The sequence below is a fragment of the Pseudoalteromonas sp. '520P1 No. 423' genome (assembly GCF_001269985.1).
Classification (GTDB): domain Bacteria; phylum Pseudomonadota; class Gammaproteobacteria; order Enterobacterales; family Alteromonadaceae; genus Pseudoalteromonas.
Window position 1 is genome coordinate 3,614,055 of sequence record NZ_BBZB01000001.1, and the last position, 23,620, is coordinate 3,637,674.

Below are 23,620 nucleotides of genomic sequence, written 5' to 3' on the forward strand. Positions count from 1 at the left end.
ATAAAAAAGCTCCTGACTCAGGAGCTGTTCTTTTTAAGTTGTTATATATTTATCAGCGAATTTTTTGGCGATTGAAAATCGTTTAGCTGAGCGCTCACCCAGTTTAACTAGCATTAAGTAACAATATGGCACTAAGAATAAACTGGTAAATGTTGAAAAAATTAAACCTCCTATAATTGCGATTGCTAAAGGGTAAGCTTCATTATTACTTGAAGCTATCGCAACGGGTACTAACCCTATTATTGTTGTTGCGACTGTCATTAAAATAGGTCTTATTCTAGTTGCACACGCTTGTATTATCGGCTCGATTAAACTTGTTGATGACCCTTTTAGCTTATTAATTTGGTCTATTAATACTATGCCATTGTTTACCACTATACCCATTAATATGAGCATGCCTATCATTGCAGTTTCACCTAGGCCCATGCCCAAGATTGCAAAAGTAAAATAAACACCAATAAAAGCCAAAGCAATAGAAGATAATATTGCTATAGGCATTAATAAAGATTCAAATAATGCAGCCATCACCATAAAAATTAATGCCAGTGCTAGCAACATATTTATCGCCATATTAGCCATTGAAATATTATCATTTCGGTAAGCTCGGCCTAATTGCCATTCATAACCTGTAGGTAATGCGATCTCTTTCATTACTTGTTTTATTTTTACAGCAGCGTCTTTACGAGTTATCTTATTGAGGTTAATCGAAATTGTTAAACTTGTTTGCCTTTGCACTCTATTAATGACAGGCATAATCGCTTGTGAATCAAACTTTACAAGTTGCTGCAAAGTTAAAACACGCCCTTGCGTTTCATATATAGGTAAATCTCTAATTTGGGATAAAGGCAGTGCCTTTTGATCATGATAAACCAAGCGTATATCTATCTCTCCTAGTGTTTCATCCCTAAAAGATCTTAAATTTACACCTCTTAAAGCGGTTGAAATGCGACTAGCAATATCTTGTGTATTTAAACCTAAGCGAGCAACTTTTTCATTATCAATCCTTAATAGTAATTCACGTTTTTTATCATTATCATCAATGCCAACTTCATCAAAACCTTCGATTTGCTTAAGTCTTAAAATCACTGACTCACTCAATGATATTAAACGTGTCGTTGAGCTGCCTAACAGAGATAAACTGGCAAATTTTTGTTTATTATCAGACCATGAAAATGAAGGTTTAGCGATAGCTGTTTTAGGAAAGCCTGAACGGATTTTTTCTTTTAATTCAGATATCGAAATGGATAATCCCTTTTTTAACCTAATAGTCGAGGATGCATAATCCGCATAAATACGGCTATCTACTTTTTTAAAACCAAATTCTTGTTGATTGTCATAAAGGTATGCTTCCATTTCATCAACTAATTTAGAGACATCAGCAAATTTTTGCCCACTTATAACATGGTATCTAATGGTAATATCTCTCGACTTTTTACTGTGCTCTTCTTGATTTGATACAAAGTCTCGAGCAAAAAAGCCTAATAAACATAACAATAAAACACCTAAAGCAGAACGTTTTGGATTTAGTAATATGTTTTTTAAGCTGAATCGATAAGCCTTATCTAATCGTCCTTGAGTCGTAACTGCATTGAGGTTTCCTTCTGTTACTTTGCTGAGCATCAAAGGGATCAAAGTTTTTGCCACTAATAATGATGCTAATAAAGGCAAACAAATAGCCACTGCAATTTGCTCAATTAACACTGTAATAAAGTTTTTTTCACCCATTAAGATAGGGAAAAATATGATAACTGTTGTTAATGTGCCACTGATCACTGCGATGCTCACATTATCAACGCCTTTAATTACTTTTTGATAATGACTTAATGCACTTGATTGCTGTTGTAGTATGCTTTCACAAATTACGACAGAATTATCAATCAACAAGCCCACAGCTATAAATAAGCCTGCTAGTGTCAGCATGTTAAGTGTATAACCCATAAAGTACATACCAGCGAGTGCAAAGCTCAATGAAATAGGCACTGAGGCAACCACAACTAAGGTGATCCTATAATTTTTAAAAAATACATATAAAACAGCAAAAGATAAAAATATGCCTGCAAAGCCCGCTTTGAGTAAATCTGATAATGACTCCTGGATCTCATTACCACTGTTGTTTTTTATATTGATTTTAATATCTTTAAACTCAGGTTCTGCTTTTATAAAATCAACAAAGTTCACTACATTATTTGAAACATCAACAACATTGGCATCAGATTCTTTAAATACCTCCAAACCTATGGTTTTTTGGCGGTCACTTCTGATTTCACTGTCTTTTTCAGGGCTTTTAACTGATACCTTAGCAACATCACTGAGCTTTACATTGGCTTTTACTTGAAAGTTTTTAATATCAGTTAAGCTTTTATATTCACCTTGTGGAGATACTCTAAATTTTCGCTCGCCATTAATAACCGATGCCGACTTCACTATAAAATTACTGGCACGTAAACCTTGTAATAATTGACCTTGGTTTACCCGATTCATTGCGATCTTTGTACTATCGAGTTTAATTTCAATATTAGGCTTAACAACGCCTCTTAATTCTATTTTTCCTACCCCTGATAATCGTTCTATGTTTCTAACGAGTTTTTTATTTAAAAAATCATAAGCATGAGATAAATCATTTTTACCTGTGAGCGTTAATGTCATCACAGGAATATCTTGAGTAGAAAACTTTTGTACCTTTACTCTTTGCACATCATCAGGCAATAAATGGCTGATCATATCGACTTTTTCTCTGACTTCTAAAATTTTGCTATCAAGATCAGAACCTAAATCCATCATAATTTGAATTGCAGCAGAATCAGCACGGCTGCGAGATTTCATAGAAGATATACCGCCCACAGTCGCTATGGCTTCTTCAATCGGTCGAGTAATTAAACGTTCGACCTCTTTTGGTGATGAGCCACTATATGGCACATAAATAAACATTACTGGCGCATTTACACTTGGCCAGCTTTCTTGGGGTAATAACCTGCTCGCAACGAGTCCAGTCATAAATAACGACAGCATTATCATAACGGTTGTTACCGGGCGCTTTAACGCCAACGCGCTCAGCCATAAATTAATTGGCAAACGCGATTTTGTAACATTTTTATTAGCTATCATAATTAATGTCACCTTGAATTATTTGGGTGTCTTCGGTGACCGTTTGAGCATATTTTTTACGATCAAATACACTATACAAAACAGGGATCACAAGCAGTGTCAGCGCTGTTGCAACAAATAAACCTGACATCACAGTAATTGCTAAAGGCGCCCTTAATTCTGAGCCTTCACCACCAGCAAGTGCTAAAGGCGCTAACCCTAACACTGTAGTGAGTGAGGTCATAATGATAGGCCTCAAGCGTGAATTACTTGCTGTGATAATTGCCTGTGATTTTTCAATGCCTTGAACACGTAATTGATTAATGCGATCAACAAGCACGATGGCATTGTTTACCACTATGCCAGTGAGCATAATCACGCCTATTAATACAATCACACTAATGGCTGTGCTTGTGATATATAAACCCAATACAGAACCTAAAACAGCCAATGGCACTGAAAATAAAATAATAAATGGATTAAGCAAAGACTCAAATTGTGAGGCCATCACTAAATAGACTAAAAATACAGCCAATAATAAAGCCATCATAAGTGAAGAAAATGATCGAGCCATTTCCTCATTTTGCCCAGCAATTTTCACGCGAATATTGTCTGGTAAATTTAACTTATTTATTATCATATTAGTTTTCAATGCTGCACTGGCTAAATCACCAAAAGCTAAAGAAGCAGATACGATGGCTACTCGAGTTTGATCTATGCGATTAATCTCATTTGGACCGATACTCTGGCTAATTTTTGCAACTGTAGATAAAGGCAGAGATCTGTCTTGAGAGGCATTAATCGTAATGTGTTTTATTGCTTGGACAGAGTTTCTAGCTTGCTCATCAGCTCTCACTAAAATGTCAATTTGTCTATCATTCAAATTATATTTACTTGCAACTGAACCAGCTACTTTAGTCACTAGTTGCTCAGCAATATTTGAAGCCCTTAAATCTAAACTGGCTAAACGCGCATTATCAAATTCAATTTTCAGTTCAGGTTGGCCATCACGTAAGCTTTTATTAATATCTGTAAATTGTTTATCAGCAATTAATATTCTTGCTAACTCATCACTTGTTTTCTTTAAACTCGCCAAGTTATAACCGGATAAAATGATCTGTAATGGACGCTCTGTTGTGAACATTTCAGCTTGTTTTATTGTTACAGTCACATCAGCCATGGTTTGGGCTTTATTCCTTACCAGTGCTTTTATAGGTTTAATATCATCACTATTATGTAAAGCAACTAACAACTGCCCCCAGTTTTCACCGCCTTTGCTTGCTGAACTCATCATCAAACTACCGCTGCCAGCTAAAGAATAAGTATGTTTCACTCTAGGGTCTGACTTAATGCTATTTGCTAAAGTTTGCAAATGTTGATCTGTTACTTTAATTGGTGTGCCTTGAGGCAAAGAAATCTCAAGGGTAAATTCTGATTTTGCAACTTCTGGTACAAGTTCAACATCAATATCGGGTATTAAACTCGCCACCCCAAGAGAAAATACAATAGCCAAAGATAAAACCAAAACGCGATTTTTTAGTGATTTTAATAACAGTGAATGATACAAAACGGCTACTTTACTAAAATAGACACTAAACAACTTATATGCAGGTTTAAGTATTAAATTAATTAATTTCATCAATAAATTAGCAATTAATAAAAATACTTTTGTTATTGCTAAAGGCAAATAATTAAATACCAGTTTAAAAGGGAATCCTAAAATTCTTTTGATTAAATTAAATCGAGATGTGCTTTTTTTATCACTTTTTTCAGATTGTTGCTCAGCTTGCTCTGTTGTCGTATTTTCTTTAATAGCAAATTGCCTAGATGCCAACATAGGTATCAATGTTAAGGCAACAACTAAAGATGCCAATAAAGCAAAGGTTACCGTCATCGCTTGATCACTAAATAACTGACCAGCAAAACCTTCAACAAACGCTAACGGAAAAAATACCGCTAATGTCGTTAATGTTGAGGCAATAACAGCGCCCGTTACTTCTTGAGTACCCAGAACTGCAGCATTAATAATGCTCTCGCCTTTTTCTCTATAACGGGCGATGTTTTCAAGTACCACAATCGCATTATCTACTAGTAAACCGACAGCTAAAGCGATGCCTCCTAAAGACATAATATTTAGACTAATATCATTGGCAAACATCAAGTTGAAGGTCGCTATAATAGAGATAGGGATCGCCAGAGAAATAATTAAAGTATTAAACAAATTGCCTAAAAATAAATACAAAATGAGCATAGCTAAAATGCCGCCAACAATTGCTGCGCTTTTAACTTCATCTACAGCATCAATGATAAATTCAGACTGATCATAAATAACATCGAGTGTCAGCGTTTCTGGTAAGCTTTTTTTAATTGTTAATAGCTTTTCATTGACTAAATTTGCAACGCTGACAGTATTGGCATCACCCTCTTTGTAAATCGCTAACTCAATGGCTTCGTTATTATTCACTCTAGTGATATCAGTACGTTCTTTTTCACCATCATAAACCTGAGCAATATCTTTTAAGTAAATAGTATAACCATCGACTTGTTTAACTATCATATTGCTCAATTCATCAATAGATGCAAATTGATTTACAGTGCGAACTAAATACTCTTGCTGACCATCATAAACACGTCCTGCCGACATATTAATATTTTCACTTTGAATACCTTGTACAATATCCTGTGCTGATATACCTCTTTGAGCGGCCTTTTCTTGATCAAATATCACTTGTATTTCTTGCTGTAAACCACCGCCTAGTTGCACGGCGGCAACACCTGCTATGGTTTCTAATTGACGTTTTATTTCTTGTTCTGCAAAAGTACGGTTTTGTTTTAACGCTTTAAAATCTTTATTGGTCGTTGATATGCCCAAGCGAATTATGGGGTCTAGTGCGGGGTTAAATCTCAAGATAATTGGTTTTTTAACATCTTTAGGTAATGACAGCGTATCAAGCTTTTCTCTCACATTTTGAGTAGCAAAGTTCATAGCTATACCCCAATCAAATTCAACAATCACATCCGATTGGCCTGCTTTTGAAATTGAATGAACTTTACGGATCCCTTTTACGACACCTACAGCTTCTTCTATTGGTTTACTAAGTAATTGTTCAATTTCTGCTGGCGCAGCACCTGGATTAACCGTACGAATAGTTAAAGTGGGATAAGATAAATCAGGTAAAAGTGACACTGATAATCGCGAAAAGCCAACCATACCAAATAACATAATGGCAAGTGTAAACATGCAAACTGTAACGGGACGTTTAACAACCGTACTGACAATACTCATAAACTCAGACTCTTAATTCAGATATTATTTTTATTATGCTGTGTAGTGTTGTGTGCTAATCAGCAATTTCTTGAGATGTATGTTCTGATTTATTTATCACAGTTACTAAACTGTCTTTTTTAAGACTTTGCTGGCCAACAATCACAATTTGAGTATTTGTTGCTAACGGCGTAAGAATTTCAACTACCCCCCCCTCTTCATAACCAGTTTCTACCACTATCTTTTTTGCTTTATTATCTTCAATAACAAATAGGCTTGTTTCACTGTCTGTGATGAGTAAAGCTTTTAAAGGCACTACAGCAACATTTTTATGCTCATCTAAAGTGAGCGCTACTTTTGCAAACATGCCTGGCTTTAACATGCCTGTATTGTTATCAACCTGCAGTGTGACTTTAAATGTACCTGAATTTGTATCTATAATCGGCGAAATTAATGATATTTCAGCAGAAATGCTTTTATCACCATTAGCTGGGAAATTTAAACTGGCTTTTTGCCCTAAATGAACAGCATTCATTTGTGCTTCAGGTAAATAAACAACACCTTGTAAAGTATTTAAAGCAACAATATGGAACATTTCTGAATCTGCACTTGATGTCATGTTTCCAGCTTTAACACTACGCGAAGCTATCACACCCGAAATTGGAGCACGGACTTTACTATCTCGCACTTTAATAGCTGTAATTTTTTGTTGGTTGTGGCGTGACTTCACTAAAAACTCAAGCTTTTCTAAATCCTTAGCTGAAATTAACTGTTTACCTTTATTTGGCTTACTGCGATTATATTCTGCAGTTGCTGATTCTAAGTCTATGCTCGCCTTTTCAAATTCTAACTGATAGCTTTCATCATCAATTTCAGCCAGTATTTGACCCTGCTTAACCAACATGCCTTCTTCTACCAATACACTTTTAATCATACCCGTGACTTTATTTGTCACTTTACTTTCAGATTTAGCTTCGAGTACTGCCGTGGTTTTATAGGTATTTTTAATATCTTGTTGTTCTAACGTAATCGTTTCAACAGGAACTTTATAAATCACTTCTTCTTCTTTTTCATCTGCCTGAGGCTCAGAACATCCAGATAAAAAATATGCACTGATTAAAACTGATATTAAAAAAGTGCGGGCTAGTAAGCGGTTCATATTATTCCATGTATTATTTTTTAAGTCATAAGAACATATGGTAACTTAATAAATATCCATTGAAAATGAATTGTAAACTTAATATGTAACAAATAAATAACAATGTAATTTTGAATACAATTGGTATAAGCTTGAGATAGACTAAGGAATAACACACATGCCTTCCGTGACATGTTAAGGTATGTTAAACCTCATTTTTATATAAATATCATGACACTTACACTGATCTTAGTTGGCTTATGTTACATGGCTTTGTTATTTTGGCTTGCAAGCTGGGGTGACAAAAAAACAGTTTTAGCTAAAAAAATCAGCCACCACCCTTTTGTATATTCACTTGCATTAGGCATTTATTGTACGTCGTGGACATATTACGGTGCAGTTGGCACCGCAACTAATTCTGGTTGGAGTTTTTTACCTATATTATTAGGTCCCGCTTTATTATTTATGTTTGGCCACAGGTTTTTACATAAATTAGTACTCGTCAGTAAAAAGCAAAATATTACTACTATAGCCGACTTTATATCAGCCCGTTATGGTAAACGTCAGCTTACAGCAATTTTAGTCACTTTGATCGCTCTTTTAGCGACTATTCCATATATTGCTTTGCAGTTAAAAGCCCTTAGTTCTAGTTTTTTATTAGTACAAAATAATAGCCAAGTATCAGGTACTTTCCTCGCACTGGCAGGTACGATTATGATGGCATTATTTGCCATATTTTTTGGTACCCGTAAAGTTGATGTAACTGAATACCGTTCTGGTTTAATGCTCGCTATTGCCTTTGAATCTCTCATTAAATTATTAGCACTATTAGCTGTAGCCGGCTTAGCCATTTATGTATTTTTAAATTACCAACCGGGTATGTTTGAAGTGTTTACCCAGCAAAGTGCTTTTAGTGAGTGGCAAGTTGATAATGTATTGAGTTTTAACTTTGTAGGTCAAGCGTTAATGGCTGCAGCTGCCATTATATGTTTACCTAGGCAATTTCATGTCACTGTTGTTGATAACCAAGACTTAAATCATTTAAAAACTGCTCGCTGGGCATTTCCACTTTATTTGTTATTAACTGCTGCTGTTATTATTCCCATTGCTACAGCTGCATTTCATCCTGAAATTGGCGCTCATTTTGCGCCAGATAGTTTTGTATTGGCTTTCCCACTATCAGAAAACAACGCCATTTTAACAACCTTTGTTTTTATCGGCGGCTTATCTGCGGGTACAGCTATGATCATTGTTGCCACTTTAACCTTAAGTACCATGATCTCTAATGATGTTGTTTTACCATTATTACTTAAACGTAAATTTAAACGCAACCTGATCACCACTAGCTACAAACGACAAATATTATTAGTTAGGCGCATTACCATCGCCGCTATCTTAGGTTTAGCATATTTATATCGACAGCAATTAGGTAACAATGCAGCACTGGCAAGTATGGGACTGGTTGCCTTTTCATTAGTTACGCAATTATTACCTGCTATTATTGGCGGCTTATATTGGCGAAAAGGCCATGCTTATGGTGTTTATGCGGGTTTAATCTCTGGTTTTCTATTTTGGATGTTATTTTTAATGTATCCGTTACTTGAGGGTGCGTCAGTTAATACCAGTTTTGTGCAGCAAGGTATCATTACTCAAGGTACTTTTATTGCTTTATTTGCCAATATAGGCTGTTATATCACCTTTTCTTTAGGCGCCCATGAGCGCTTAGTTGATAAAATTCAAGCGACTGCTTTTGTAAACCCTAGAGAGCAAACGCCAATAGATAAACGTCAAAATAAAGACATTAAAGCAAGTATCTACGATTTAAAAGTTTTATTGCAAACATTCTTAGGTATTCAAAGAAGCAAACAACTTATCTCTCACTATATGATGAATGCAAATTTAGGCGATGATAGCGAAATTCCCAACTCTGAATTTATAGATTACTGTGAGCGTGCATTAACAGGCGTGCTAGGTGCTTCATCTGCTCAGGCCTTAATTAGTACAGTACTCACTGGTAAACAAATGGCATTTGAAGAGGTGGTTAATTTCTTTGATGAAACCACACAAGCCCTACAGTTTAATCAAAACCTATTATTTACGGCACTGGAGAATCTAAGTCATGGTATTTCTGTAGTTAACAAAGACCTCAAATTAGTCGCCTGGAATAAAGGTTATATGGAGATGTTTGAATACCCTGAAGGATTTCTAGAGGTTGGGCAGCCTATTGAAGAAGTCATTCGTTTTAATGTGAGTAAAGGTGAATGTGGGCCTGGAGAGCTGGAAAGGCAAATCAATAAACGTGTTCAGCATTTAAAAAATGGTACTTCGCATCACTTTATTCGCCGCCGTAAAAATGGCCAAGTTTTTGAAATGACGGGTAACCCGTTACCGGATGGTGGTTTTGTTACTAGTTACTCAGACATTACCAGTCATATTGAAACGCAAAACCTATTAGAGGAAGTTAACATTTCTCTAGAGAATCGCATTGAAGCGCGAACTCAAGAGATCAGCAATATTAATGTGGAATTAGAAGCTGAGATTATTCGAAGAGAACAAACAGAGCAAGCACTTACATCTGCCAAGTTTGAAGCTGAATCTGCCAATGAAAGTAAAACTAAGTTTTTAGCCCTAGCAAGCCATGATATTTTACAACCCCTTAATGCTGCACGTTTGTATTTAGCTTCAATTGAAGAAAAAGAGTTAAGCGAGACTAACCAAAATAGTTTTGAAAAATTAGGCCATAGCCTAGATTCAACCGTGCATTTGATGTCGGCTTTATTAGAAATAGCCAAATTAGACCAAGGTGCGATGACACCAGAAAATAGACATTTTTGTATTAATGATATTTTAAAACCACTTACCAGTGAATATGCTATTTTATGCCAAGAAAAAGGTTTAAAACTGAAAATCCGCCCTTCAAACACCATAGTACAATGTGATACCACTTACTTAAGGCGTATTTTACAAAACTTAGTCTCTAACGCTGTAAAATATACAGATACAGGCAAGGTTTTAGTGGGCTGTAGATATATTGCTACTAAAGACTCTCAACCTAAACATATCCGAATCGAAATTTGGGATACCGGCCCTGGTATTTCACAGTACCAGCAAGATAAAATATTCAGTGATTTTTATCGTATTAATAGTTCCGATAATAAAGGCGTAGGCTTAGGTTTAGGCGTTGTTAAACGTATGGCTGATTTACTAGCGCTAAAGCTAGAAGTTAAATCCATCGAAGGCAAAGGCAGTTGCTTTAGTATCGAGGTACCCCTAGGTCAATCACAGTTAGTACAACAAAAAGCCATTAATAATATTCAATTTGATAGTAAAAAATCATTCAACGTGATTATGGTTGATGATGCCCAAGAAAACCTAGATGCCATGGCCAGTTTACTGAATAAATGGGGCTGTAATCATCAAAGTTTTAATACTGTAGAAACGGCACTCGCTCACGCAAATAACAATACAGCTCCCGATATTATCTTAATGGATTATCAATTGAGTAATGAATGTGATGGTATTTCACTCATTCAAGATTTACGTGATATTTGGCAAAGTAAAATACCCGCAGTACTTATTACAGCAATGCGCGGTGAAGCGCTTAAAGCCGAAACTAAAAGCAAAGATATCCACTATTTAAGCAAACCTATTAAACCTGCAAAGCTAAAAGCTTTACTTAACCATAAAAGGCCAGCTTAATTCAAAAAGCATATAGTTATGATAAAATATTAATAATATTAAATAAGTAGGTATTTAAGTGAAATCATTCAGACTTTTTGTTGCTCAAGTATTAGAAAGTTCCGGAGAACAAATAAATCGGGGCCGCTACCTCGATTTTTGCTTAGTATTACTTATTTTAATTAATGTTATAGCGATCGTGATTGAATCAGTTCAGAGCATAGCCATCGAATATCGCATATATTTTATTTGGATTGAAATCATTTCAGTTGGCATATTCACCATAGAATATTTAGCGAGAATTTGGGCATGTGTTGATAAAGAAAAATATAGAAATAGCGGTGATAGCCATTTTATAATGCGGCTAAAATACATCACCAGCCCTTTAGCTCTGATAGATTTATTGGCTATTTTACCTTCTTATTTAATGCTATTTGTGTCTTTTGATTTACGTTTTTTACGTGTAATACGCTTAATGCGCGTATTTAAACTCACCCGTTATTCACGCGCAATGCAGTTGTTATTACAATCATTTAAAGAAGAAGCCAGCTCACTTGGTGCTGCTTTTTTTATCATGGCAATTGTACTGATCCTCGCCTCATGCGGTATATATTTAATAGAACATGATGTACAGCCAGATAAGTTTGGCTCTATACCTGAATCTATGTGGTGGGCCATGGCCACATTAACAACGGTAGGTTATGGTGATGTTGTACCAATCACGCCATTAGGCCGTTTTTTTGGCGGCCTGATCACGGTATTAAGCATGGGCATGGTTGCAATCCCTACAGGTTTATTAGCTTCTAGTTTTTCTGAACAATTAAGAAAACGTCGCACATTATTTGAAGATACTGTGCATGCTTTTTTAGAAGACGGAAAATTAACAGATGATGAAAAAAACAAACTAGAACGACTGAGATTAGAGCTAGGTTTAGGTAAACAAGAAGCTAAATTAGCAATAAAAAAACAACAAAGTAGTTTATATCAAAAGCACTACTGCCCACATTGTGGTAAAAATACACAAAATTGAGTTTAGTATTTAATTGGTTTTAATATTCAAAATTCGAGCTGATAAATACTGTAATAAATATTGCCTAGCTCAATAATTTCACCGAACGATCATGTGTCATTCCCGAGTTGTTTTATCGGGAATCTCATTAAAAAAAACCAGACTAAAGCCTTAAAACTAAACCTCTTCTAACGCTCGTTAATTACATTCAAAATATTTAATTAAAGCTTGTTAAACTCATCTAACCAGTCTAAAAAAGAATTAGATACTTTTGTAACTGTGCAAACATCACGTTCAAAAAACCAGACAGGTAAATCAGTTTGTTGTGCTTCACAATCAGCTAACTTAAAGCAAAACATATTTCCCTTACAATCTGATGCAAACAAAACATGCCCTTTTGGCATACCTGTTAATTCATATAACTGAGAAAGTGAAGATACATCTTCAAGTGATAAAAAATCTTGTACTTCAGAAATATCAGAGCCTAAATCACAGATTTTAGTTAATACATTAGGCGTATGAACTAAACCATAGGTAGATATTAAATATTTATATGAGTCAGGTAAAAAACCATTTATCTTAGATTCAAGTTCTAAAATATCTTGTTCAGCGATAGGCACCATAGCCTGCTTACTGCCCCAATTTTTTACAAATAGATCTATGTTTTTCATTTAAGGTACTCCAATACTAATAACGTACCGATAGAATTTATCTAAAGGTAAAAATTGTTGGCTAGAATAGGCTACAAAGCCACAAAAACCAGTGGTTTTGTTTTATTAAGTTACGAGATAGAAGCATCATTTTTCATTCCCTCAGTGCTTTATAGGGAATCTCATCATCAGATATAAACCTACAACTAAAAATTAAAACTAGATCTCCGATAAAACACCTCGGAGATGACGTTTTTGAAGTTTATAGTCATTGTAGTTTTTACATTTGTCTAATCCTATTACGATACAGACTAATCGGCAGTTATTCCCGAAGTGTTTTATCGGGAATCACACTTTAAGACGTTTACACCAATCTCAAGATTGACACCTTTCGCCTTTAATCACACCCTAAAGTAAATGGGTTAACCAATTTCCCAGAGGAAAGGTAATATTATCTTCACAAAGTGGTCATTTAGTTCCAGCTGTTCAACCTGAGTTGGTCATTCAAGAGCTAACTTCCTTAATAAAGCGTATAAATTCCAATTAATATTAAATAAATGCAAGTTAGAATGCTTTATTCAATGGTTGGCGGTGACGAAACACACATGACAATGAGCCGACAGAGGCTGTTTCATCAACTAATGAGGCAATAAGCTCCAAATAACTTTATGGCTCAAACTCCTTACCCCAATCCTTACTCAATAACGCAACTACACCCTCACTAGGGACAGGTTTTGAGAATAAAAATCCTTGTAGGTATGAACACCCTAACATTTCTAAAAATTGAACTTGTTCAAAAGTTTCTACACCTTCTGCGACACATTCTTTACCAAGACTATGTGCCATTGCCAATGTTGAATTGATGATGGTTTCATCATTGGTATCTACGCCAATATCTTTAACAAAACTCTGATCTATTTTAAGTACGTCTATTGGGAATTTTTTTAAGTAAGTAAGAGATGAATAACCCGTGCCAAAGTCATCTAAATAGATTTTACAGCCAAAATACTTTAGTTGCTGCATGCACTCTAACGCTTTATCAGAGTCATGCATTAGTACTGTTTCAGTAATTTCAAATACAAGATGTTTAGGCTTAATGTCATATTCATTAATTAAAGATGAAATACAGCTAAATAATTGCGGGTTTTCAAAGTCTTTTGCTGATAAATTAACTGATAAATAACACTCAGGTAAAACGGTTAACCAATCAGATAAATCTTTCAATGCTCTTTGAAGTGTTGCTAGTGTTATTTTTTTAATTAAACCAGTGCTCTCAGCTGCTGGTATAAATTCACTAGGAGAAACCATACGGCCATTATCTGGCCATCTTAACAACACTTCAAAACCTAATGTTTTTTGTGTGATAACACATATAATTGGCTGATAATAATTAATGAACTTATCGTCTTCAAATGCTAATTTAAGGTCACTTTCTAACTGTAATTTTCTTTGAATCTTATGATTCATTTCTTGGCGGAAAAACTGATAACTATCACTACTATGTTTTTTAGCATGAAACATGGCGATATCAGCAGCTTTTAACAAGTCATTTGTTTCATCAGCATCTTCTGGAAACATTGCTATGCCCATACTTGAACCGACACTCACTTTTTGCAATCCCAATTTTACAGGCTTTGAAATATCTTGTGCTAGCTTATTACAGACAGTTAAGACTTCATCAACGAGATCGATATCTTCTAGTAAGATAACAAACTCGTCACCACCTAATCTGGCCACCGTATCTTGCTCTCTGAGTGCTAGTTTTAATCGATTTGCAATTTCAACCAATAATTCATCGCCATAATCATGACCTAAAGAATCGTTCACTTGCTTAAACCTATCCAAATCAATAAAGATTAAAGCCAGTGTATTTTCATGACGGCGCGCCAATTCTGTTGCATGGCTTATACGATCTAAAAGCAAAGAACGATTTGGTAATTTAGTTAGTGAGTCATAGTTTGCTAATACGCGTAATTCATTTTCAGCTTCTTTTTGTTCGCTTATATCTGTAATAACAACGATGTAGTTTTCTATTGAATTATTTTGATTAGTTTCATCAGCAATCGCAGTGATCTTTATAATAACCGGATGTTTTACTTTATCTGGCGTTATGATTATTTCGTCAAATTGAAAGTGTTCTGAAGGTTTGAGTTTAGACAATATTCTTAAATAATTGAGACGGGTATTTTTACTTAAACCTAAATCTAACTTGCGACTTGATACGATGTTTTTTGAAAGATTAAAATCATCTCTTACAGCTTGATTGGTCGCACGAACACGAAATTTTTTATCTAAAATAAAAACCCAGTCGCGAGTATGCTCAAATGCAGCACCAAATAAACGCGCGCTTTCTTCAAACACTAATTCACGTGTAATGTTGGTATAAGTACCAGATACATTAATAGGCTGACCATTATCCCAAACCATTACTTTGCCTAAGTCTTTATACCAACGCCAATGACCTGCAATATGACGTATTCTATAAGTACATTCAAAAGCACCTTTGTTAGTAGATAAAAACTCAAGCCATTCGATTCTAAATTTAGCCCGATCTTCTGGGTGAATCTTTTTTAAATAATCATCTAAACTAATTTTTTCATTTTCATAACCCAGATCTGTAATAAGCCTTGGCTGATAAATTAATGCTGAATCTGTATGCCAATCCCACACGCCAGAATGACTTGCTTGTAATGCCAACTTTAATCTTGCTTCACTTTGTTGTGTTTCTTTATGGGCTATCAATAGCTTACGTTGCATTTTATTACGTCGAGATAGCCAAACAAATATCACACTAAAAATTATAAATGCATAAGTGATTAACGCATAAGGCGAACGCCATGGTGCATAGGCCACATTTATTTTTAATGTGGCTGGTTTTGTATAAATACCTGTTAACGGATCTTTTGCACGAACGGATAGCGTGTATTTACCGGCATTTAATTTAGGAAACATCACTCGGTTAGTATTTCTGGTTGTGACTTTTTTACCATCAGATAATTGATATTCAAACTTAATACGATCTTGATATTTAAAGGCCATAGCAGAAAATGCGATATCTAAGCCAATATCATCATGATTTAATGCAATTTCATTTACTTGCGCTGTTGCTGGAATATCTAATTTACGAGACATCAATTGTACTGAAGTAATATTCACTTGCTCTATTAATGCTTGTTTTGGTCGATTATCAGAAGGTGTAAAAACAGTTATCCCTTTAACCGAACCATAAGCAATTCGGCCATTGCTTAATTTAGTTCCTGTACTCCCATTGAACTCATTCACTTCAAGTCCATCTTCCACTGTATATTGTTGAAAATGCAAATTATCAGGGTCTAATCGCCAAATTCCTTTATGACTACTCATCCAAATAATACCGATATCATCAACAAACATATCGTAAAGTAACGAGCCTATAAATTTACGATCAATACGATGTACTTCTTTAAAGGTTTTTACATCTAAGCCAATCAAACCTAGTGTATTAAATGACAGCCATAAAACACCATTTTTATCTACAGCATAAGAATTAATATTAATATCAGCGGTATCTTTTTTGTGTAATTGATAAATGACTTCTAAAGATTCATTTATAATATCATAACGATATAAAGTGCCAGAAGCATAAAATAGTGGAAAATTAGGTTTATCCGCAAGCGGCTCTAAAAACCCTATCGCCAAAAAGGGATCTATTGACTCAAAACCTTTATTTAAAGGGGTAATCGATAACGTATTGAGATTGTATTTAAACATGCCATGATCAGGGTGGATACCATATAGCTCACCCTCTGAATTGGCATAAATACCATAAACCCTGTCTACAAGGTATTTTTCAAACTCTTTGCTGGTTGTTTTTGCTGGGGTAATTTCTTTTGAAACAGTATCAAACTTGAACAAACCGCGACTTGTTTGCAGCCATAGATCATTTTTATAAGGTAGTAATTTAAAAATACTAAATTTTTTATTATATTCATCAATAATATAATCTTTTAAGTAGCCTTCGGTTTGATAGCTTTCTACATCTAATTGGGTCAAACCATTTGCTGTACCTAACCAAAGTTTCTTTTTAAACTCTACAATATCCCATACATTATGATGCGTTAACCCTTGCCCCTTTACATTATCAGGATGATAATTAAAGAAGAAATAATCTACGTTTGGCACAAAAAAAGCGCCATCCGTTTTTGTTGCCAACCACATTGAGCCATGCTGATCTTCAATCATATCAATAATACTGACATCTGATTGTGTATATTCGCTATCAGCTAAGCTATTATTTTTTACTAAATGATTATCTTCTGGGTAATATTCAAATACACCTTTATCCGTTGCGAGTTTCAACTTATTTTGTTTTTGATATATCTTCCATATATTTAAATCGGCTATGTAAGTTGTAGATTTAAATGATACTTGCGGCTCTTCAAATAATGATTGCGCATTGCTTATATCTACTTGATAAAGGCCCTTAACAGCACCCACCCAAAGTGTATTTTGATCTTTTAAAGCAAACGATTTTACATTATTTTGATCTATATGGATTTCAGTACTCTGAAGGTGATTTAGAACGCGCGTTCGACCAGATGCAATTTCATAAATATACGCGCCCTCGGTAGTACCAATATAAATAAAACCTTGGTGATAAAATAATTGGCGGACCGCACTTTGAATTGTGGCATTTGGAATGTTGAATACAGGCTCTATTTTTCCAGTATGCATGTTTAATTTAGCTAAATCTCGCCCCCTACCTAACCAAATAGTGCCTGAATGACCTGAGTCTAATACACTAAAAACAGCTTTATACGATACTTCATTTTCGTTGGTTGGCGCTTTTACAAACTGTTTAAATTCAGCTGTATCAGGGTCATATCTAAAAACACCGACCAATAATGATGTAATCCAAATATAACCTTGGTTATCTTGATAAATCACATCAATAATGGCATCGGCTAAAACATTATCAGGCCCTAAAACGGCTTCAACTTGATAGCCATCATATTTATTTAAGCCACCTTGGGTTGCTAACCAAAGGTAACCCTTTTTATCAACTATCAAGTTACTTACATAGCTTTGGGCTAACCCTTCATTAGGGGAAAGGCGCACAACTTTAGCTTGAACAGTTTGACAAACAAAGCTTAAAACTATAAAAAATATAAAATTTAGAAATGTTCTATAAAACAAATTATATACTCATTAAAATAACAGCAGATTGAATATAGACTTAATGAGTCTTTATTGTAACCAATTAGAAACAAAATCTACAAATTAAAATAACAATTAGTATGGGGAAAAAATAAGCTAATTATTAAGAAAATAACGCATTGCTGAAATCTTTCGCCCTTGATTTAAATAGTTATTAAGCATTATAGCTAAAGGTTCGGGCAGTGTTTGATATAAATTAAATCCAGTTGATAAGTACAAACCGGTTAAATGAGTATAAGGAAAAGTGGTGATATCACGATATTCAGTATTTTTATAAGAACTAATTAGATGACGAATAAGAGATTTGGCAATGCCTTTTTGGCGCATTTTATCCGTGACAAATAAAGTACAAAGGAATAGATGCCCTGATATATTTTGTACTCTACAAGCAGCTATAATATCGCTATTGTGGCGTACGACCCATACATCATCTTGTTTATTTGCTCTGCCTTTAACACGATTTAAGTCGTAAAACTTATTGATGATGGGTGTTTTAATTTTATCTAATAGTGATATTTCAAAATTTTGCTGCATAAAAAACTACATTACAGCTAAGTATTGTTCAAACTGTTGTTTTAAATAATCTTGCTCTGAACTTGGGCGGGCTAAAATATTGCCATAAACAACATCTCGGCTAGTTTTACCTTTTTTTATTTGATAGGCCCAATAAGATGCTTCATAATCTAGTTGGATTTGATATTTTTCATTTCTAGGTAATAAGCAAAGGTTATAGTTCATTGAATGATATTTTAACTTTGAAATTTGCCTCAGTATAAATGATTTCGTTTTAAAAACCTAACGGTGTATCTATCACAATGAATTTAAAATTTTGGCTGTTCTTAAGTGCTTTTATATTAAGTACTTTAAGTACTAAAGTAGATGCTGCTAAGGAAGTCGTTTTCAATTTACCGATTAAAAATAGCCAATCTCAATATGTTATTGAGCTTATGACGCTTGCCTACAAATCTTTAGGCTACGACTTAGTATTAAAAGAGCATCCATATGACACTGTATTACAGGCCGCAAATCAAGGTGTATTTGATGGTCAATTAGGACGAATTGCTGATATTAGTAAAAATTACCCTGATCTTATAAAAGTCCCTTTTGCATTATTTGATTTTAAATTATTGCTGATCCATGAAAAGAAAACCTGTGACCCATGTGATATTTCTCATTTTTCTTCTATAAGTTATAGATCTGGGTTTCCTGTTGCACATAAATTTTTGAACAAAGTGCAATATTTAGGAGAGCGTATACCGGTTCAAAATATTAAAACGCAATTATCTCTTTTAGCACAGAAGAAAGTAGATGCAGTTTTATTATTAAATTTTCAGCTTTCTCATGATTTCCCCCACTTTGAAAGCGCTAACTATCAAACTCAAGAAGTGAGTTTTCTTAATTCCTATCATTTCTTACATGCAAAAAATAAAGACTTAATAGCGCCTCTAACCAAAAAGTTATTAGCATTAAAAGAAAGTGGTGTGATTCAAAAGTTAAAAGATAAACATGGCATTAAGAGCTATCGCTTTTAAAAATCAAAGCCATTTTGTTCACTGTGTTGCACTTCTTCATTCCTTTTACTCGCGGCGAGTTTTTGCTGATGACGTTTTTTCCTTTGCTGGCATAACATTAGTACTTTCTTTTTCTCTGCAGTGCTCATTTTAAGCCAGTGAAACCGCTCATCTCTACTGCGATAGCACCCTAAACAAAAACCTCTAGAATTGGATTCACATACATCAATACAGGGACTCGGAATTTCAAATATTTCAATTTGTTGCATATATCCCTCCCTTTATTAATAAATATGTCCAAACAAGGTTAATCAGTTTATACGACGCCACTCAATAAAGGTGTGAGGTATATTAATACCAGTTCCAGTAAGTTAGTGCTCAAATATAAATTAGGATAAATATTCAAGAGCAAGGCGCTTGATTGAGTAATAGCTCGCTATTGGGATTGAAAGCAACGCAGCTATTGGATATTTAGACCATTTAGATTGAGCATATATTTATTGGAGCTGGTATAAGTATAGCCCGAATTTTAGGCACAAAAAAACCGCTTAAGCGGCTTTTTTAATGTTTATTTTCAGCTATTAAAGCTGTTTTAACTGTTTTTCTAAAGGTTTGGCATAAATACCTAAAACAATCTCTTTTAATTCATCTGGCACTTGCGCCATGCGTTGTTCAAACTGTTTTTTATCTGGCTCACTGACATCTGAAACATTATGATTTGCAGCTATATAGTTACCGGGGTGCAAATAAAATGATGATAGAATTTGCTGATCAATAGTTTGAGCTAGCTCTTCTGGAGATTCACAACCTGAAACAATTGGCTGACCAAATGCCAAGTGAACATGACCTTTATTTGATCTAAAACCTTCCATAATGCTATCCATATCTTCACCATCTTGCTTTTGATAATCACCAAATTTATCTTTATGGTAACGCTCATTCGCTTTAGCAATATCACATGGCTCAAATTGATAAGAAATAGAAACAGGCACAATATTAAGTTTCTGAACATACTCTTCAAAGCTTAACTTTTGCTTTCTACCTTGAAGCTGAATCATTTTAAGCAATGCAGGATCTGTATAGTCATTACCGTCTTTTGCTCGCCCTTCTTTTTGCGCTATCCATACTGAATTTCCCGTATCGATAGAATCAAAAATATATGCTGAAAGCTGACTTAGCGCTTTAAACATTTCTTTTGGTGCTTTGATTGAGCGTTTTACGATAAAGCTTTTATTTAAACGCATTAGCTCAGTGATATAAGGCACTTGTAATAAATTATCGCCAATCGCAATACGAACTGTACTCATATCATGAGAAAACATACCCCAGTTAACTAAAGCGGGATCTAAAGCAATATCTCTGTGATTAGATATGAATAAATATGACTTTGTTTTATCTAATTTATCGAGCCCAGAAAAAGTCACTTGTGATGTGGTTTTTTTTATCACTAAGCTTAAATATCTGGAAACCTCGTCTTGCAACTTTTCAACAGTATTTAGTTTTAGCCATTTTTTAGCTAATTGCCTTTTCAGTAAAGGTTTGGTGATAAACGATAAAGGTGATAACCACTTGGGAATATTATGTTTTGCTATTAAGTTAATAAAATCATCATCATTGATCAAGCGCTGTAATGATGCAGGCACTTCACTATCTTTATAGGGACGAATGTCTGCAAATTTATCTTCTTTTTGACTCACGTGGATTTGACTCTATACATTAATAAAACAAAATGAACCATAGTCTACCTTGACTACTCTCACTAAGCCAAGGTAAACATGTCGTACCAGTGTAAAAACAGCGGGATTTATATACAATTAAAAATTATACTAATGCCAACATATGATTATCCCACTTAATGCCTGAAACTGTTTGCTGTTTTATAGGCTTTTGACTCAAAGCTGCAATACGTTTTATCACTCCCTTACCATTGGACAACATAAAACCATCATCTGCTAATGCAACACCAGCACAATCTCTATTGTTATATAAACCAATGAATTTATCTGTATTTAAATCCCAGTAAGAAACTAAATCACCTCTAGGTGCACTGACTGCCGCTATATTCAAAGCGCTATCTATGCAAACACTGGCTGTATATTGCTGCATTTTCCGCCACGTTTTTTGGTCAACATCACATGCCTTTAACGCCGAATTACCTTGTTGGGTAAAAATAAGCGGTACCCTTTGATTTTTAGCACCTTGGTACTGCATACCAATTACCACTTTGTCTTGTGCACTCACAGCCAAGTGGCGAATACTCAGTTGATTATCGGGGGCATGAAACTGATTTATGATCTTGCCAGTTTGGGTATTTAAATAGGCCAAATTTGGTTTCATGGTATCCAAATTCAGCTTTTTTCTAGGTGTATTCGGATGAGTACCAATACCACCATTAGCTATCACCAAAGTAATGCCATCACTTAAAAAGGCACATTGGTGTGGACCGATACCTGCGGAATCATACTCAGCTACGATATCAAATGTTGTAACATCTCTGACTACAATTTTTCCTTGTTGATTTTCATAGTCATTTTCTGGCGTAAATAGCCATTTTCCATCAGATGAAAACACGCCATGACCATAAAAATGTCGCCCTTCTTGAGATTTTATCGTTTGCCTTAAAGTGCCATCAGATAAATCAATATCAAAAATCATATTGCCGGGCCTGCGTGCAAAGGCAAACACGCGATCTTTATCCTTTGGTACTTGGGCTAAATCATGACCTCGATATGGGATCTCAACTTTTGATACGATATTGCCATTTTCGTCTAACTTAGCGACAAAGTGTTTATTATTTGATGTATTAAAAGCACTGGCATAATGCTTAGTATTTAAAGTGTCGCATGCAGGTAAGGTCGCTATGCCAGCAAAAGCTAGCATAGACTTACAAAAACCTCTGCGATTAATATTAATCGCCGTCATTTGAATTAAAACCTGGGTTAAAACCTGTTACTTGCACAAAGTCACTGGCCATAATTGTACGAAGGGCTGTAATTTTTGTTGCTATCTCAATTAACTGAGCACGAGTCTCTTGTGTAGTAATAGCTTGCTCTAATGACACACTTAAACCATCAATAGCTGTATAAACGTCAAAAAATGCACTTTTTATTGTGGTATCCAAAGTTTCATTTTCATTGATTTCAACTAAGTAATCATCAAAACCATAATCATTTGCACCTAAATAAACTAACTCTAACGCCTTTATATTTTCTTTAATATTGTCAAATGAAGTTTCGCTGCGGTACTGCTCAGCATAGTCAACTTTACCAGGTAAAGCTGTGTCTAAGGCTTTATTGATTTTGTTATCAACTATCACTTCCATTAATTCAAACCAGTTAGTAAGTTGTTTTTCTAAAATTGCTTGCTCTGGTGTGCCTGCACAATCTGAACAACTAAAATCACCTGTACCATTGATATACTCATCACGACTAGTTTGTAACCACTTATCATTAATTGTCGATGTGATAGTTTTAACATTTGCTGCAATAGACATAACAGCTTCACAACGCTTCGCTTTATCATCTGCTACCAACAAACCGTTAACTTCTAACTCAGGATATAATAAATATTCTAAAGCCGGAATGCCCTGTGCACCATCTTGTGTTAGTGCCACCACTTCTTCATTTAGTGGTTCAGCTGCTAATAAAGTTGCCACCCCCCTTGAAATAGCAGCATTTGTATCTGGCCAAATTTGTAATCGATAATTAAAAAAGCTTTCGGTTACAGGCCCTAGTTTAATTGGTTTACTATGCTGCCAAGACAAACTTAACGTAGACCAACTTGATTGTAATTTTTTAAGCTCAGTCTCAGTCGCTGTTAAATTAGAACAAAAATCAATGCTCGCCATTTCAAAATCATCAGCTTTATTAACTAAATCACTATACGCTGGCAAAATATAATTATCGGCTAATGACGTTAATACTGCAGTCATCGCTTCATCTTGTGTTTTTTTGATAGGCGTAGTTGTACCGCCTGATCCGCCACCAGCATTGCCAGTTTCACCTGAATCTACCTTTTTAGAAGACCCTGAACCACCACATGCAGTTAATGCAAAACTAATGGCTAAAATTAATGCTAAATTTTTCACTT

General features: G+C 34.8%; 14 protein-coding genes. 3 read left to right on the forward strand and 11 right to left on the reverse strand.

Annotated features, from left to right (window positions below; all coding sequences use genetic code 11):
* Positions 1-33: 33 nt before the first annotated feature.
* The 3 genes from PSA_RS16560 to PSA_RS16570 are packed head-to-tail and all read right to left on the reverse strand — an operon-like array spanning position 34 to position 7,508.
* A complete protein-coding gene (locus PSA_RS16560) occupies positions 34-3,105 on the reverse strand; it encodes an efflux RND transporter permease subunit (RefSeq protein ID WP_042148002.1) in 3,072 nt (1,023 codons plus the stop codon).
* Entirely contained in the window at positions 3,095-6,370 is a 3,276-nt protein-coding gene (locus PSA_RS16565) for an efflux RND transporter permease subunit (RefSeq protein ID WP_042148005.1), read from the reverse strand. Before PSA_RS16565 ends, PSA_RS16560 begins: the two co-directional genes overlap by 11 nt.
* A gap of 55 nt (positions 6,371-6,425) precedes the next feature.
* Positions 6,426-7,508: an efflux RND transporter periplasmic adaptor subunit gene (locus PSA_RS16570; RefSeq protein ID WP_042148007.1), complete on the reverse strand. Its 1,083-nt coding sequence runs from the start codon at positions 7,506-7,508 to the stop codon at positions 6,426-6,428.
* Positions 7,509-7,718: 210 nt separating this feature from the next.
* Here PSA_RS16570 and PSA_RS16575 point away from each other — a divergent pair, with 210 nt between their 5' ends.
* Complete coding sequence (locus PSA_RS16575) at positions 7,719-11,186, forward strand: hybrid sensor histidine kinase/response regulator (RefSeq protein WP_042148009.1); 3,468 nt, start codon at positions 7,719-7,721, stop codon at positions 11,184-11,186.
* Between the two features lie 58 nt (positions 11,187-11,244).
* Positions 11,245-12,195 carry an ion transporter gene (locus PSA_RS16580; protein ID WP_042148012.1) on the forward strand — a complete coding sequence of 317 codons (951 nt, stop codon included), beginning with the start codon at positions 11,245-11,247 and terminating at the stop codon, positions 12,193-12,195.
* A gap of 200 nt (positions 12,196-12,395) precedes the next feature.
* Here the strand turns inward: PSA_RS16580 and PSA_RS16585 are convergent, their stop codons facing one another.
* The 4 genes from PSA_RS16585 to PSA_RS16600 form a co-directional block, all read right to left on the reverse strand.
* Positions 12,396-12,845, reverse strand: a complete 450-nt coding sequence (locus PSA_RS16585) for an SMI1/KNR4 family protein (RefSeq protein WP_042148015.1) — start codon at positions 12,843-12,845, stop codon at positions 12,396-12,398.
* A 645-nt stretch (positions 12,846-13,490) separates the two neighbouring features.
* Positions 13,491-17,921, reverse strand: a complete 4,431-nt coding sequence (locus PSA_RS16590; protein WP_231665277.1) for an EAL domain-containing protein — start codon at positions 17,919-17,921, stop codon at positions 13,491-13,493.
* Positions 17,922-18,116: 195 nt separating this feature from the next.
* Positions 18,117-18,554, reverse strand: a complete 438-nt coding sequence (locus PSA_RS16595; protein WP_042148021.1) for a GNAT family N-acetyltransferase — start codon at positions 18,552-18,554, stop codon at positions 18,117-18,119.
* Positions 18,555-18,560: 6 nt separating this feature from the next.
* Complete coding sequence (locus tag PSA_RS16600; protein WP_042148024.1) at positions 18,561-18,758, reverse strand: DUF3283 family protein; 198 nt, start codon at positions 18,756-18,758, stop codon at positions 18,561-18,563.
* A gap of 77 nt (positions 18,759-18,835) precedes the next feature.
* Here PSA_RS16600 and PSA_RS16605 point away from each other — a divergent pair, with 77 nt between their 5' ends.
* Entirely contained in the window at positions 18,836-19,552 is a 717-nt protein-coding gene (locus PSA_RS16605; RefSeq protein WP_052380090.1) for a hypothetical protein, read from the forward strand.
* On the opposite strand, the gene PSA_RS16610 is transcribed toward PSA_RS16605, so the two are convergent.
* From PSA_RS16610 to PSA_RS16625, 4 genes are all read right to left on the reverse strand, one after another.
* Positions 19,549-19,800: a DUF1289 domain-containing protein gene (locus PSA_RS16610; protein ID WP_042148027.1), complete on the reverse strand. Its 252-nt coding sequence runs from the start codon at positions 19,798-19,800 to the stop codon at positions 19,549-19,551. The genes PSA_RS16605 and PSA_RS16610 overlap by 4 nt on opposite strands.
* Before the next feature lie 312 nt (positions 19,801-20,112).
* Positions 20,113-21,228, reverse strand: a complete 1,116-nt coding sequence (locus tag PSA_RS16615; protein WP_042148030.1) for a 1-acyl-sn-glycerol-3-phosphate acyltransferase — start codon at positions 21,226-21,228, stop codon at positions 20,113-20,115.
* Positions 21,229-21,352: 124 nt separating this feature from the next.
* Entirely contained in the window at positions 21,353-22,453 is a 1,101-nt protein-coding gene (locus PSA_RS16620) for a DUF1513 domain-containing protein (protein WP_052380091.1), read from the reverse strand.
* Positions 22,440-23,618, reverse strand: coding sequence for an imelysin family protein (locus tag PSA_RS16625; protein WP_042148032.1), 1,179 nt, complete (start codon positions 23,616-23,618; stop codon positions 22,440-22,442). Before PSA_RS16625 ends, PSA_RS16620 begins: the two co-directional genes overlap by 14 nt.
* Positions 23,619-23,620 lie beyond the last annotated feature (2 nt).

Excerpts from the sequence above, each read along its gene's own strand:
- PSA_RS16620 (WP_052380091.1), bottom strand. The coding sequence starts at position 22,453 with ATGACGGCGATTAATATTAATCGCAGAGGTTTTTGTAAGTCTATGCTA.
- PSA_RS16595 (WP_042148021.1), bottom strand. The coding sequence starts at position 18,554 with ATGCAGCAAAATTTTGAAATATCACTATTAGATAAAATTAAAACACCC.
- PSA_RS16565 (WP_042148005.1), bottom strand. The coding sequence starts at position 6,370 with ATGAGTATTGTCAGTACGGTTGTTAAACGTCCCGTTACAGTTTGCATG.
- PSA_RS16585 (WP_042148015.1), bottom strand. The coding sequence starts at position 12,845 with ATGAAAAACATAGATCTATTTGTAAAAAATTGGGGCAGTAAGCAGGCT.
- PSA_RS16570 (WP_042148007.1), bottom strand. The coding sequence starts at position 7,508 with ATGAACCGCTTACTAGCCCGCACTTTTTTAATATCAGTTTTAATCAGT.
- PSA_RS16605 (WP_052380090.1), top strand. The coding sequence starts at position 18,836 with ATGAATTTAAAATTTTGGCTGTTCTTAAGTGCTTTTATATTAAGTACT.
- PSA_RS16560 (WP_042148002.1), bottom strand. The coding sequence starts at position 3,105 with ATGATAGCTAATAAAAATGTTACAAAATCGCGTTTGCCAATTAATTTA.
- PSA_RS16575 (WP_042148009.1), top strand. The coding sequence starts at position 7,719 with ATGACACTTACACTGATCTTAGTTGGCTTATGTTACATGGCTTTGTTA.
- PSA_RS16600 (WP_042148024.1), bottom strand. The coding sequence starts at position 18,758 with ATGAACTATAACCTTTGCTTATTACCTAGAAATGAAAAATATCAAATC.
- PSA_RS16610 (WP_042148027.1), bottom strand. The coding sequence starts at position 19,800 with ATGCAACAAATTGAAATATTTGAAATTCCGAGTCCCTGTATTGATGTA.